Raw genomic sequence first — 13,723 nt, forward strand, 5'->3', positions numbered from 1 at the left:
ATGACCCGGTACGTCGCGCTGCTGCGCGGAGTCAACGTCGGCAGCACCCGCCTCGCGATGGCCGACCTGCGCCGGATCGTCACCGACCTCGGCCACGACGACGTCACGACGTACCTGCAGAGCGGCAACGTGGTCTTCGGCAGCACGGTGCGCGACGCGGAGAAGCTCGCCGCCGGCATCGAGCGGGCGCTCACCGACGAGCTGGGGCTCACCGTGCCGGTGCTGGTGCGCAGCGGCCGGGAGTTGGCGGCGGTGGCCGGCGGAAACCCGTACGCCGAGATCGACGACGACCCGAAGCGGCTGCTGGTCGCCTTCCTCGCGACCGCTCCGAAGAAGTCGCTTGTCGACGCGCTCACCGTGCCCGGTGGCGAGAACGTGGCGTTCACGGTGACCGGCCGCGAGGTCTTCCTGCACTTCCCCGACGGCGGCTACGGGCGGACGAAGTTCACCAACGCGTACCTGGAGAAGCAGCTCGGCGTGGTGGGCACCACCCGCAACTGGAAGTCGGTGCGCACACTGGCGGAGCTGGCCGCCGGCTGACGCGACCGGGCGGGCGCGGACGCCCGCCCGGGACCGGTCAGAAGTGGTACGCGGTCTCGTACTCGGGGACCAGCACCCGGCTGCGCGGCGAGATCCGACGCACCGCCGCGATCATGTCGTCGAGCCGGGCCCGGTCGGCGGGTGCGACGACCGGCGGGTTCCGCAACGGCGTCTCGAAGTTGTCCCAGTGCACCGGCACCACGACCTTCGGGTAGTCCAGACCGGCCAGCAGCCGGGGCAGGTAGTCGGCGGTGGTGGTGGCGCTCTGCATGGCCACCATCGCCACGTCCGGCGTCAGGCCGCTGAGGTTGCGCTCGGCGACGTCGCTGGCCCCGGTGAAGTAGACCGACGGGCCGCCCGCGACCCGCAGCAGGTACCCCAACGTGTCGCCCTCCGGCAGGTCCGCGATGGTCGCCGGCCGCGCCGGCTGGCTGACCCGCACCCCGGGAAAGGCCACCGAGTACGACGCGTTGCGGCTGTGCAGCGAGCCGACCACCTCGACGGTGTGGTCGCCGAAGTCGAGCACCTCCCCGCCCTTGACGGCGCTGAGCTGCGCCGACGGCACCCCGTAGGCCAACCCGAGGTGGTACGCGGTGAGCGTGCCGAACACCCGCGCGCCGGTCCGCCCGGCGATGTACGGCACGTCCATGTAGTGGTCCCAGTGCGTGTGCGTGACCAGCACGGTCGTGGCCTTCTCGACGCGCTGGTCGATCACGTCGGTGCGCACGGTCAACGGGGTCTCCGTCTTGAACGCGCCAGCGAACAGGCCGGTGTCGATCCGGCTGAGGAACGGGTCGACCAGGATGGTCCGGTCGGCGATGTCGATGCGCCAGCCGGCCGTACCCCACCAGCGGAAGCTGATCGCGCCCTTCGCACGGGTGGTCGGCGTGGGTGCGGCGGCCGGGGGCGCGGCCTGGGCCGGGGTGGTCGAGGCGGCGAGTCCGCCGGCCGAGACCAGGGCGGTGGTGGCTGCGGCGTCGCGGAGGAAGCGACGACGGTCGAGGTGGGACATGTGGATCTCCCCGTGTCGGTTGATCGGTCGACCCGAGCCAACCAGCGCCATCGGGCCCAGGTCCAAGATCGAACGCTGTCGCCTCCGATACGTCACCGCATATCGGGCCTGCTCGACGGTGGTGTCCCGTCGCTCGACACCGCCGAAATTCAGTCGCCGCGCAACGCCTCCACCGCCGTACGGGCGGCCCGCCCGACGGCCAGGTCCACGTCGATCCGGCGCGGGGCGAGATCCTCGGCGCGGGCGAAGACGGCGATCGCGTACCGGCCGCCGTCGGGGTATTCGGCGACCCCGGCCTCCAGGTGCAGTCCGGGCAGGCTGCCGGTCTTGCCGGACACCCGCACGGCGGGCGGGAAACCGGCGGCCAGGCGGGTCCAGAAGAGCTGCCGGGCCATCCAGGCGCGAACCATCGCGCACGCCGACGCCGGCCCGGCCTCGTCCCGCCAGATCAGGGTGAGCAGCCGGGTGATGTCCCGCGCCGTACTGGACGTGGTGCGTTGCGGGTCGAAGACCCGCATGGCCCGGACCTGGTCCGCCGGCAGGGTCGGGAAGATCCGCGCGAACTCCGCCTCGGTACGCGCCCCCACGTCGGCGAGCATCATCTCGACCAGCTCCCGGGGGCCGCCGAGAACGCGGGTTCGGCCGAGGCCCAGCTCGGCGGCGAGCATCGGCAGCAGGTCCGGACCGACCCGACGCAGCAGCAGGTCGGCGGCCGTGTTGTCGCTGACCGACATGGCGAAGTACGCGAGGTCCCGCAACGACACCTCGGCGTCGTCGGCACAGCCGGCCAACCCCCACCCGCCGAGCCGGTCGGCGGCGGTGACCAGCACCCGTTCGGTCGGGTCGACCTGGCCCGCCGCGACCTGCCGGGCGAACTCCAGCACCAGCAGGATCTTGAAGATCGACGCGATCACCACCTGCTCGTCGGCCCGCAGCCCGACCTCCCGGCCCGCCGCGTCCAGGTCCACGACGTGCAGGCTGCCGGTCACCCCCGCGTCGGCGAAGATGGCCTCGATCCGCTCCCCCACGTCCACCCCGGCACGGTATCCAGTGACTCTCCGTCGCTGCCGTAGGGTCCGGCCGTGGACCTGCTCCGACATCTGCGGCACTTCGTGGTGGTCGCCCACGAGCTGCACTACGGGCGGGCGGCCGAGCTGCTCGGAATGGCCCAGCCGCCGTTGAGCCAGTCGATCCAGCGGTTGGAGCGGGAGCTGGCCGTCGAGCTGTTCGACCGTTCCCGTCGCCAGGTGCGGCTCACCACGGCCGGCGGTCTGCTGCTCGCCGAGGCCGAGGAGCTGCTCGCCGGCGAGGGTCGGCTGCGCAACCTCATGGGTCAGGTCCGCGCGGGCGAGCTGGGCGTGCTGCGCGCCGGGGTGCCGCCGGAGACGCCGGCGGTGACGCTGCGGGCGCTGCTGGACCAGCTCGCGGCCCGTACGCCCGGCCTCGACGTGGAGCTGCACGAGCTGACCACCGCCGAGCAGGTGCGGATGCTCACCGAGCGGAGCCTCGACGTGGGGCTCGTACACCATCCGGTCGAGGCGGACGGGCTGCGCTTCGGTGCCCCGGTCGACGTACCCCTGGGGGTGTTGCTGCCGCGGACCTCGCCGCTGGCACGCGGCCGGGAGGTGCCGCTCGCCGCGCTCGCCGGCCTGGACCTGGTGACCGCTCCCCGGGCCACCGCGCCGGGCTGGCACGACCACCTGCTCGGGGTGTGCCGACAGCACGGGTGGCGGCCGGCGCGGGTGCGGCCGGCGCGCAACCCGGAGTTCCTGTTCGGGTTGGTGCTGGCCGGCGGCGGCGTCGCCGTGGAGCCGGCGGCCCTGGCCCGCCGGGAACCCCGGATCGCCTGGCGACCGCTCGCCGACACGCCGCTGACCAAGCGCACGTCGGCGGCCTGGCCGCAGCGGTCGGCGCATCCGGCGGCGGCAATGGTCGGGCAGCTCGCCGCCGAGGTGCTGGCCGCCGCCGAGCCGGCGCCACCCACGTCGCCCCCGGCGCCGGCGGCACGGCCCTGGCCGGTGTTGTTCGACACGACCGGGTGAACCGGATCGCCGTTGCGCTCGTCACCTCGCTTTGGGCGGTGAATCGTCCACCTGCCCGGGTATGGATGACGGATAACGAAGACGCGAAGGAGCCGCAGTGGCACTCACGATTCCTGACATCAGCCTGAACGACGGCACGACCATTCCGCAGCTCGGCTTCGGGGTGTTCCAGATCGAGCCGAAGGACACCGTCGCGGCGGTGACCACGGCGCTTGAGGTGGGCTACCGGCACATCGACACCGCCGAGATGTACGGCAACGAGGCCGAGGTCGGCGAGGCCGTCCGCACGTCCGGCCTCGACCGCGGCTCGGTGTACATCACCAGCAAGTTGAACAACGGCTTCCACCGCCCGGACGACGCCCGCAAGGCGTTCGACTCGACGCTGTCGGCCTTGAAGATGGACTACATCGACCTGTTCCTGATCCACTGGCCGCTGCCGACCCTGTACGACGGCGACTACGTCTCGACCTGGAAGGTGTTGGAGGAGTTCCAGCGCGACGGCCGCGCCCGGTCGATCGGCGTGTCGAACTTCCAGGTGTCGCACCTGCGGCGGCTGGCCGACGAGGCGAGCGTGGTGCCGGCGGTCAACCAGATCGAGGCGCACCCGTACTTCGGCAACGACGAGGTCCGCGCGTACGGCCGCGAACACAACATCCTCACCGAGGCGTGGTCGCCGATCGCGCAGGGCAAGGTGCTGGACGACCCGACGGTGGTCGACATCGCCGAGCAGGTGGGCCGCACCCCGGCGCAGGTGGTGCTGCGGTGGCACGTGCAACGCGGCGACATCATCTTCCCGAAGTCGACCACGCCGAAGCGGATCGAGGAGAACACCGGGATCTTCGACTTCGAGCTGGACGACACGGCGATGGAGCGGATCACCGGACTGGACAAGGGCGAGGCCGGGCGGCAGGGCCCGAACCCGGACACCTTCGCCTACGTGCCCCGCTGACCCGCGGACAGCGCTGCCCCGGGGTGCTGACTCCGGGGCAGCGCGCTGTTCGCGGGCGGGTCAGCTGTCGACACGCTCGGCGAGTCGGCGGAACACCGCCTGGGTCGGCGAGTCGGGCGTGGCGACGTAGACGATCAACCGCTGCTCGGTCTCCGGCACCAGCAGCACCCGGCACTCGAACTCCAGCGACCCCAGCTCGGGATGCGCCACCCGTTTCACGACGGGACGGCGCTCCCCGACCTCGTGCTCGGCCCACAGTTGGGCGAAGCGCGGCGAGGCGCCGAGCAGTTCGGTGACCAGCTCGCGGATGGCCGGGTCGGCCGGGTAGCGGCCGTAGGCGGCCCGCAGGTCCGCGACCGTGGTGTGCACGAACCGACGCGCGTCGGCGTCGGACCAGTGCGCGTCGGTCATCGGCTGCCGGAAGGTCCAGCGGATCATGTTGCGCTCGGCGTGCGGCACGGCAGCGAGATCCCCCACGAAGTGCGTGGCCAGCCGGTTCCAGGCCAGCACGTGGTACGCGGCGTCGACGAGGTACGCCGGGGTCTCGGTCATGGCGTCGAGCAGGTGCCGCAGCCCGGGCGGCACCTCGCGGCTCGGGCCGACGGCCGAGGGCGGGTTCTCCCCGGCGATCCGGAACAGGTACTCCCGCTCGTCGCGGTTCAGCAGCAGCGCCCGCGCCAGGGCGGCGAGCACCTGCCGGGACGGGTGCGGGCCCCGGCCCTGCTCCAACCGGATGTAGTAGTCGATCGACATGCCGGCGAGCTGGGCGACCTCCTGCCGACGCAGCCCGGGCGTACGCCGCCGTACCCCGTCGGGGAGGCCGACCTCGGCGGGCCGCAGGCGGGCGCGGCGGGCGCGCAGGAACGCCGCCAGTTCGTCACGTCGCAGGCCGCTGCTCGTCATGACCCCAGCATGCCGTCTACCGGGTCGGCCAGGGTGGTACCGCCGGTCCCAGCCTCGCGGCGTCTCTCCCCACCGGCCGCTGTCGGGCACAGGCTCGACGGCATGACGAACATGATCGCCCTGGTCACCGGGGCCAACAAGGGAATCGGCCTCGCCACCGCCCGGCAGCTCGGGGCCCTCGGGATGACCGTCCTGCTGGGCGCGCGGGACGCCGAGCGGGGCCGCGCCGCGGAGCGGGAGCTGCGCGACGGCGGCATGGACGCGGTGTTCGTGCCGCTGGACGTCACCGACCCGACGTCGGTGGCCGACGCCGCGAAATTCGTCGAAGCCGAGTACGACCGGCTCGACGTGCTGGTCAACAACGCCGGCATCGTGCTCGCCGACGGTACGCGGGGGCTGCCCAGCGAGACGACCGTGGCGACGATGCGCCGGCTGTACGAGACGAACGTCTTCGGCCCGGTGGCGGTCACCAACGCGCTGCTCCCCCTGCTGCGCCGGGCACCGGCGGCGCGGATCGTCAACGTCTCCAGCGAGGTCGGCTCGATCGCCGTGATGACCGACCCGGACGGCGCGCTCTTCGCGCTGACCTCCGTGCCGTACCCGTCGTCGAAGGCGGCGCTGAACATGCTCACCGCCATGTACGCCAAGGAACTCCGGGACACCCCGATCAAGGTGAACGCGGCGAACCCCGGCTACTGCGCCACCGACCTGAACGGCAACAGCGGCTTCCGTACGCCGGAGCAGGGCGCCGAGGTGAGCGTGCACCTGGCGACCCTGCCGGCGGACGGGCCGAGCGGACTGCTCTGGGGCTTCCAGATGGACGCCGGCGGCGGGTACGGGGTGCTCCCCTGGTGAGACGGACGCTTGACCTGGAGCGCGCTCCAGGTACGAGGGTGGTCCTCGGGCGCCCGTCGGCAGGGCGTCCGGAAGGAGATCCCATGCGGTACCGCACCATCGGCGCCGACCCGGCGACCCGGCGCGAGGTCAGCGTGCTCAGCCTCGGGGCCATGCTGTTCGGCAGCGCCACCGACGAGGCCACTTCGTACGCGATCCTCGACCGGTACGTCGAGGCGGGCGGCACCTTCATCGACACGTCGGACAACTACGCGTTCTGGGTCGATGGTTCACAGGGCGGCCAGAGTGAGGAGTTGCTGGGGCGGTGGCGGCGCAGCCGGGGCATCGGCACCGAGATCGTCATCGCCACCAAGCTGGGCGCCCGCCCACTGGCTCCCGGCACCAGCTACCTGGACAACGCCGAGGGCCTGTCGGCGAAGGTCATCCGCGAGTCGGCGGAGCGCAGCCGTGACCGGCTCGGCGTGGAACGGCTGGACCTGCTCTACGCACACATCGAGGACCGGACGGTGTCGCTCACGGAGACCGTGGAGGGCTTCGCCGAGCTGGTCGCCGAGGGGACGGTGGGCCTGTTGGGCGCGAGCAACCACCGCGCCTGGCGGGTGGAACGGGCCCGCGCGCTCGCCGCGGCCGCCGGCCTCCCGGGGTACGAGGTACTCCAGTACCGCCACAGCTATCTGGCCCGGCGCTTCGACGTGGCCAGCGAGCTGGACCCGGACGGCGACCTGGGCGGTGTTGGCGGCGACCTGCTCAGCTATCTGCGCGCCGAGCCGGAGCTGACCCTGGTGGCGTACTCGCCGCTGCTCAGGGGGGCGTACAGCCGGCCGGACGTGCCGCTGGACGCCGCGTACGACCTGCCGAGCACGCCCCGGCGGCTGGCCGCCCTGCGGGAGGTCGCCGGGCAGGCCGGCGCGACGGTGAACCAGGTGGTGCTCGCCTGGTTGCTGGGCGGCGACCTGCCGTCGATTCCGCTGGTGGGCGCCTCCTCGGTGGCCCAGCTCGAGGAGAGCCTGGCCGCCGTGGAGCTGGAGTTGACCGCCGAGCAGCGGCACCGTCTCGACACCACCTGGTGACCTGCGACGGCCGTCCCGCCGACCTCACCCGTCGGCCTCACTCGTCGGCCGGCGGGGCGGTCAGGTCGAGCTGCCAGTCGTTGGCCCGCATCAGGTGCCCGGGCGGGTACTCGAAATCCGTCTCGCCCCGCAGGGTGAAGCCCGCCTTGCGGCAGACCGCGTTCGAGGCGGGATTGTCGACGGACGGGTACGCGTGCGCGTAGCGCCGGTCCCGTCGGGCGCGCGCCACGTCGAGAGCCGCGCGCACCGCGACGGTGGCCAGCCCTTTCCCCCGGTACGCGGGCAGCACCGCCCAGCCCAACTCGTACACCGGCTGGTCGCGCCACTCGCGAGGCCAGTAGCCGACGCTGCCCACCCGCGTGCCGTCCGGCAGCACCACGGTGAACATGCACCCCGGCCCGCCCTCGGCGAAGTGCACGTACCGGTCGTGCCGGGCGAGCACCTGCTCGTCGGTCTCCGGGCCGCCGGTGTGTCGGCGGGTTTCCGGTGAGTTGAGCTGCCGCAGCAGATCGAGATCATCCTCGTGCCACGGCTCGATGCGTACCTGCGTCATTCCGTCCCCCTCGTCGGCTCCAGTCAAGCCGGCCCCACCGACATTCCGTCCCGAAACGGCACTCGCTAGTTCCGATCTAGCGGGCCGGCGGTCGCCACCTCGCGCCTGTAGGGCGGCGGGGTCGTTGGTCACACCGACCACGACGTCGCCGGCCATCGGACGAGAGGTATGAATGATGAACAGACGCGCCACCGGCCTGGCCATCGAGGCCGAAGGGCTCACCCGCACGTTCGGGGAGACCCGGGCGCTGGCCGGCATGGACCTGCGGGTGCCCGCCGGCACCGTCTACGGCCTGCTCGGCCCGAACGGGGCGGGTAAGACCACGGCGGTCCGGGTGCTCGCGACGCTGCTGCGTCCCGACGGCGGCACGGCGCGGGTCTTCGGGCACGACGTGGTCACCGAGGCCGACAAGGTTCGCAGCCGGGTCAGCCTCACCGGCCAGTACGCCTCGGTCGACGAGGACTTGACCGGCACGGAGAACCTGGTGCTGCTGGCCCGCCTGCTGGGCCTGCGTAAGCCGGCCGCCCGGGACCGCGCGGCGGCCCTGCTGGCCGCGTTCGGTCTGACCGAGGCGAGCGAACGCCAGGTGAAGAAGTACTCGGGTGGCATGCGACGACGCATCGACATCGCCGCGAGCATCCTTAACACTCCCGACCTGCTCTTCCTCGACGAGCCGACGACGGGCCTCGACCCGCGCAGCCGCAACCAGGTGTGGGAGATCGTCCGGGCCGTGGTGTCGCACGGTACGACCGTGCTGCTGACCACCCAGTACCTCGACGAGGCCGACCAGCTGGCCGGGCGGATCGCGGTCGTCGACCACGGCCGGGTGATCGCGGAGGGCACCCCGGGCGAGCTGAAGTCGTCGGTCGGCTCCGGCACCGTCCACCTGCGACTACGCGATCCCGGCCAGCGGCCCCAGGCCGAACAGGTGCTCCGGGAGGCACTGAACGTGCCGGTGCAGCTCGCCGCCGATCCGGTGGCCTTGACCGCCCGCGTCGGCGAGGCCGGCACCGACCTGGACGCCAGCGCACAGGCGGCGCGCGCGCTCGGTGACCTGGCCCGCGCCGGCATCGTCGTGGACGACTTCTCCCTCGGCCAGCCCAGCCTGGACGAGGTCTTCCTGGCCCTGACCGACCATCCGGCCGTGTCGGCCGACGAGCGCGACGACGAGCTGGAGGCAGCCCGATGAGTGACACGACCACGACCGCCGGCACGGCCGGGCGGGCGCCGTCGGTCTACGTACCGTCCGCCGAGGCGCTGGCGACCGTTCTCGCGCCGGGCACCCGACCGGCCCGGCCGAGCGCGTTGGGGGCGTCGCTCACCTTCGGCTGGCGGGCCCTGCTGAAGATCAAGCACGTACCGGAGCAGCTCTTCGACGTGACCGCGTTCCCGATCATCATGGTGCTGATGTTCACGTACCTGTTCGGTGGCGCCCTCGCCGACAGCCCGCGTGACTACCTGCAGTTCTTCCTGCCCGGCATCATGGTGACCAGCGTCGTGATGATCACCATGTACACCGGGGTCGGCCTCAACACCGACATCGAGAAGGGCATCTTCGACCGCTTCCGGACGCTGCCCGTCTGGCGGCCCGCCGCGCTGGTCGGCATGATCTTCGGCGACGTGCTGCGCTACATCCTCGCCGCCCTGGTCATCCTCGGCGTCGGGCTGGCGCTCGGCTTCCGGCCCGGCGGTGGCGTCGCCGGGGTGGCCGCCGGGATCGGGCTGCTGGTGGTCTTCTCGTTCGCGTTCTCGTGGGTGTGGACGTTCTTCGGCCTGATCCTGCGCAGCGAGAAGTCGGTGATGGGGGTCAGCATGATGGTGCTGTTCCCGCTGACGTTCCTCAGCAACGTCTTCGTCGAGCCGAGCACCATGCCCGGCTGGCTCCAGGCGTTCGTGAAGGTCAACCCGGTGACGCAGCTGGTGGCCGCGGTACGTGCCGTCATGTCCGGCAACTCGGACGCGTCCGCCACCATGTGGCTCCTGGTGTGGAGCGCCGGCTTCGTCATCGTCTTCGGCACCCTAACGATGCACCGCTACAACCGCCGCTAACCCCGCCCCGCCCCGCCCCGTCGAGCCCTGCCCCGCCCCGCCCCGCCCCGTCGATCATGAAGTTGTGGTGGGCGACAAAGTCGCTGCAAGACCCCCAAACCGGGCACCACAACTTCATGATCGACGAGACCTGACGACGACTGCCCCGCGATCTTGCACATTCTGTGTCGACATAGGCCACGAGAGCGGCCAAATCCACCACCGAAAGTGCAAGATCGCCGAGGCGGGGAGGCGCAGGGGCGCCGGGGGCGCGGGGAGGGCGCGGAGGCGCGGGGAGGGCGCGGGGAAGGCGCGGGGAAGTGCGGGGCGGGGGTTAGAGGTGCCAGGGGAGGCGGGTTTGTGGGAGGTATCGGCAGGTGGCGCCGGTGGAGACCGCCTCGCGCAGGTGGTCGGCCAGCGCGGGATGGTTGTCGTCGAGCTTGCGCAGGGTGTCGCGGATTCGCGCGGTGACCGTCTTGCGGGCCCGTTCGGCTTCGTCGCCCAGCCGTCGACTCCGACCAGCCAGCCCCACCGCAGAGCGCAATTCCTCGATCAACGCGCCGCGCTCGGCGTCCAGCGCGCCGACCTTCGCCGTGTCGCCACGTGCGGCGGCCCGGTCGATCTCGTCGTCGAGGCGAGTCAGGTGCCGCCGGTAGCGGGCCTTCGCCTCGTCGTCGAGGACCGGGTCGCCGCCCATCCGACGGGCGGCCACCAGCACCGGCCCAGCGGTCGGGTCGAGCAGTTCCACCGCCGGTACGTCGCTGCCGGGGCGGCCCAGCAGCAGGTGCAGGTCGTGCAGGCCCTTGGCGTCGGGCAGGTGCGCCACCACTCCCGCGTAGGCGAGCTGCCAGACCGGCCCGTCGCGTCGAAACGCGTACCCCTCGATCGTCGGGTCGGCCGGCGTCACCTGACGCCGGCCGACGGCCGGGCCGCCCCCGACCACCTGGTCGCCCTCGCCTGCGTGGCCTCTCCCGCCGGCCTGGCCAGCGAGCGCGACATCGCCCAGCATGCTGCCCTCGGCCCGCCCAACGGCGGGCCACGCCGTGTCGGGGCCCGACACGGCGTGGCCCGACACGGCGTGAGCCAGCCCGCCTTGGTCCAACTCGACGTGGGCTGGTGCCGGGTCGGCGAGCCGGAGGAGCACCTGCCTCATGCCGAGGGCGGCGGCGTCCCGGACGGTGGTGGCACGCAGCTCCGCAATCGTGGCGGCATCGCCCGGCTGGTCGCGGCCGGCGAGGGCGTTCACCAGCCCCGCGCGGGCGATGAGCGACCAGGGTCGGGAGCCCATCCGGTCGGCGGCGTCGCGGGCCGCCGTGAACCCGGTGATCGCGTCGTCCCAACGCTCCCGCGCGGCGTCGACCACGGCGAGCCAGTGGTCGATGGGCCCGCTGATGTCGCAGCCGAACAGCCCCACCGCCCACTGCCCACGGTGTGGGATCAGCGCGGCCCGCGCGTCGTCGCAGCGCTGCGGATCACGGGACGCGGCGGCGGCCTGGGCGCGCAGCCGCAGCCACAGCGGCGACACCGGACGCGGGTAGTGGATGCCGGCCGCCTCGATGCCGGCGGTCAACCGCACCGCCTGCTCGTCGTCGCCACGCTCGGCCGCCGTGATGGCCGACAGCAGTTCCCGGTACGGGTAGTCGGTCGGCGCCCACTCGTGCAGCAGCGTGTCGATCTCGTCGAAGCGCCCCTGCAACAGCAGCCGGGCCCAGCGCAGGTGGTGACCCATGAAGGCGAACTCGGCGTGCCCCGGGTCGGACAGCTCGGCGATGATGGTGAACCGCTCGTCCGCCTCGGCGAAGTCGCCCCGGAACGCCGCGATGATCCCGCCGTCGACGGCCGCCGCCATCCGGGGACGGGCCAACTCGCCCTGCTGACCCACGGTGACGAAGGCGGTGAACTCCTCCATGAAGCGCGGGTCGCCCAGTTCGAGCAACGCCACCCAGCGCAGCGAGGTGGCCCACAGCTCGGTCTCCCGGTCGCCCGCGCGACGGGCCACGTCCCGGATCTCGGCGGTGAGCGCGGCCCGTGCCGCCGCGGTGCCCAGCCCCCAGGTGGTGTCGTGGCGGGCCCACAGGCTGAAGGTGAGCGCCTCGTCGTCGCGACCACGACGGGCGATGGTCTCCGTCGCGGTGATCAGGTCCGCCACCAGCGCGCCCGTCGAGGCGGTGGGGGCGGGCTCGCCGATCAACCGCTGGTACGCCTCGCGCACCAGGTCCGTCGTGTCAACCGCGACTGTGGTGTCCACCTGACGGGCGCGGTGCACGGTGAGCGCGACGCGCGCCAGTGGCACCGGGTCGTCGAGCGTACGGGCGAGCGTCGCGGCTTCGGCCAACAGGCGTGCGGCCTCGGATCGGCCGGCGTGGTGGTACTGCACCTCGCCGAAGTCGACGAGCAGCCGAATCCGCTGCGCGGGGTCCTCGACAATCTCCAGTGCCCGGCGGAAGTGCACCCCCGCCTCGTCGGCGGCAAGCCGGGCGAACGCGTCCCGCCCGGCGGCGACCAGCAGCTCGCCGGCCCGGGTCCGGTCCAGCGCAGCGCCGGCCAGGTAGGCGTGGCGGGCCAGATCCGCCGGGATGAGCCGGTCGGTGAGCGCGGTCGGCGGATCCACCGCCCGGACCACCGCCGCGTGGCGGGCCTGCCGGTCGTCGGTGGTGAGCCCGTCGTACAGGGTCTCGCGGACCAGGTCGTGGGCGAAGGTGAACCGGCCGGCACCCCGGGCGACCACGAGCCGGGCGCTCACCGCGTCGTCGAGCAGCCGGTCGACGGACGCCACCGGTATCGCCGCGCTGGCCGCCAGGACCTGCCGGTGGAACTCACGCCCTAGTACGGCGGCGACGGTCAGCGCCTCGACCACCGGGGCGGGCAGCCGGGCGAGCCGCTGTCGCACCGCTTCCCGTACGCCGGGCGGGATCGCGCCGGTGGTGCCGTCGGCGTGCCACAGCCGCGCGGTCTCCTCGACGAAGAACGGGTTGCCACCGGTGCGGCGGTGCACCTCGTCCGCCAGGTCGGGGTCGGGCTCCCGACCGGCGGTACGCGCCATCAGCGCGGCCACCTCGTCACGGGCCAGGCCGGTGAGGGTGATCGTGGTGGCCTTGGCGACCAGGGGCAGCAGTAGCGGGCGCAGCGGGTGATCGCCGGCCTCGACCTCCGCGTCGCGGTACGTGCCGATCAGCAACAGGCGTTCGAACCAGGTGTGCTGGGCGGCGAACCCGAGCAGCCGCAGCGAGGCCGGGTCGGCCCAGTGCAGGTCGTCGAGGACGACCACCACCGGCCGGTGCGCGGAGACGGCGACCAGGGCGGCGGTCACGGCGTCGTACAGGGCGAACGCCTCCCGGTCGGCCACGTCTTGGCCGTCGCGGGCCGACCAGGCGGCGGTGAGGCCGGGAACGTCACCGGTGCCGGTCTCGCCCAGCAGGGCCGCAAGGGCGGGTTCGGCGGCCGGGCGGGCGAGCGCCCAGTCGTCGGCGGAACGCCGCAGGGCGCGCAACACCTGCACCCACGGCCAGTAGCCGGGAGCGCTGTCGGAGTCCCAGCAGGCCGCGCCGAGCACGAGCGCGCCCTGTTGGCGGGCTTCCCGTGCCGCCGCCGTGACGAGGGTGGTCTTGCCGATGCCCGGCTCGCCGGTGACCAGGACGAGACCGCCATGGCTGGTGGCGGCCCGGTCCAGCTCAGCGCGCAGCAGACCCGCGGGATGATCCCGCCCGATGATGGCGTCGCCGGCCCGCGCGTCCATGGTTCCCAGACGGTACTGGACCCCACCGACGGTGA

The 13,723-nt window shown here is 72.8% G+C and carries 12 protein-coding genes; 7 read left to right on the top strand and 5 right to left on the bottom strand.

Features of this window, described 5'->3' with window-relative positions:
- A complete protein-coding gene (locus ABZ272_RS22745) occupies nucleotides 1–540 on the top strand; it encodes a DUF1697 domain-containing protein (protein ID WP_355051929.1) in 540 nt (179 codons plus the stop codon).
- Between the two features lie 37 nt (nucleotides 541–577).
- Here ABZ272_RS22745 and ABZ272_RS22750 read toward each other — a convergent pair whose 3' ends face one another.
- Both ABZ272_RS22750 and ABZ272_RS22755 read right to left on the bottom strand, forming a co-directional pair.
- Nucleotides 578–1,552 (bottom strand): MBL fold metallo-hydrolase, encoded by a 975-nt coding sequence (locus ABZ272_RS22750; protein WP_355051930.1) that lies wholly within the window; start codon nucleotides 1,550–1,552, stop codon nucleotides 578–580.
- A 149-nt stretch (nucleotides 1,553–1,701) separates the two neighbouring features.
- The gene (locus ABZ272_RS22755) at nucleotides 1,702–2,586 is read right to left on the bottom strand and encodes a serine hydrolase (protein WP_355051931.1); all 885 of its coding nucleotides are present in this window, start codon (nucleotides 2,584–2,586) and stop codon (nucleotides 1,702–1,704) included.
- Between the two features lie 48 nt (nucleotides 2,587–2,634).
- Here ABZ272_RS22755 and ABZ272_RS22760 point away from each other — a divergent pair, with 48 nt between their 5' ends.
- A complete protein-coding gene (locus ABZ272_RS22760; protein ID WP_355051932.1) occupies nucleotides 2,635–3,594 on the top strand; it encodes a LysR family transcriptional regulator in 960 nt (319 codons plus the stop codon).
- A 97-nt stretch (nucleotides 3,595–3,691) separates the two neighbouring features.
- Nucleotides 3,692–4,543: an aldo/keto reductase gene (locus ABZ272_RS22765; RefSeq protein WP_355051933.1), complete on the top strand. Its 852-nt coding sequence runs from the start codon at nucleotides 3,692–3,694 to the stop codon at nucleotides 4,541–4,543.
- Nucleotides 4,544–4,603: 60 nt separating this feature from the next.
- Here ABZ272_RS22765 and ABZ272_RS22770 read toward each other — a convergent pair whose 3' ends face one another.
- Nucleotides 4,604–5,446: a helix-turn-helix transcriptional regulator gene (locus ABZ272_RS22770; RefSeq protein WP_355051934.1), complete on the bottom strand. Its 843-nt coding sequence runs from the start codon at nucleotides 5,444–5,446 to the stop codon at nucleotides 4,604–4,606.
- A 102-nt stretch (nucleotides 5,447–5,548) separates the two neighbouring features.
- Between ABZ272_RS22770 and ABZ272_RS22775 the strand changes: the two genes are divergently transcribed.
- Both ABZ272_RS22775 and ABZ272_RS22780 read left to right on the top strand, forming a co-directional pair.
- Nucleotides 5,549–6,301 carry an SDR family oxidoreductase gene (locus ABZ272_RS22775; RefSeq protein WP_355051935.1) on the top strand — a complete coding sequence of 251 codons (753 nt, stop codon included), beginning with the start codon at nucleotides 5,549–5,551 and terminating at the stop codon, nucleotides 6,299–6,301.
- Nucleotides 6,302–6,384: 83 nt separating this feature from the next.
- Complete coding sequence (locus ABZ272_RS22780) at nucleotides 6,385–7,371, top strand: aldo/keto reductase (protein WP_355051936.1); 987 nt, start codon at nucleotides 6,385–6,387, stop codon at nucleotides 7,369–7,371.
- 37 nt (nucleotides 7,372–7,408) lie between these two features.
- Here ABZ272_RS22780 and ABZ272_RS22785 read toward each other — a convergent pair whose 3' ends face one another.
- A complete protein-coding gene (locus ABZ272_RS22785) occupies nucleotides 7,409–7,924 on the bottom strand; it encodes a GNAT family N-acetyltransferase (RefSeq protein WP_355051937.1) in 516 nt (171 codons plus the stop codon).
- A gap of 175 nt (nucleotides 7,925–8,099) precedes the next feature.
- Between ABZ272_RS22785 and ABZ272_RS22790 the strand changes: the two genes are divergently transcribed.
- On the top strand, nucleotides 8,100–9,113 hold the full coding sequence (locus ABZ272_RS22790; RefSeq protein WP_355051938.1) for an ATP-binding cassette domain-containing protein: 1,014 nt from the start codon (nucleotides 8,100–8,102) through the stop codon (nucleotides 9,111–9,113).
- Entirely contained in the window at nucleotides 9,110–9,973 is an 864-nt protein-coding gene (locus tag ABZ272_RS22795) for an ABC transporter permease (protein WP_355051939.1), read from the top strand. Before ABZ272_RS22790 ends, ABZ272_RS22795 begins: the two co-directional genes overlap by 4 nt.
- A 313-nt stretch (nucleotides 9,974–10,286) precedes the next feature.
- Here the strand turns inward: ABZ272_RS22795 and ABZ272_RS22800 are convergent, their stop codons facing one another.
- Nucleotides 10,287–13,688: an AAA family ATPase gene (locus ABZ272_RS22800; RefSeq protein ID WP_355051940.1), complete on the bottom strand. Its 3,402-nt coding sequence runs from the start codon at nucleotides 13,686–13,688 to the stop codon at nucleotides 10,287–10,289.
- Between the last annotated feature and the right edge of the window lie 35 nt (nucleotides 13,689–13,723).

The organism is Micromonospora sp. NPDC005979, assembly GCF_040614415.1.
In the GTDB taxonomy this organism is placed as follows: domain Bacteria; phylum Actinomycetota; class Actinomycetes; order Mycobacteriales; family Micromonosporaceae; genus Micromonospora.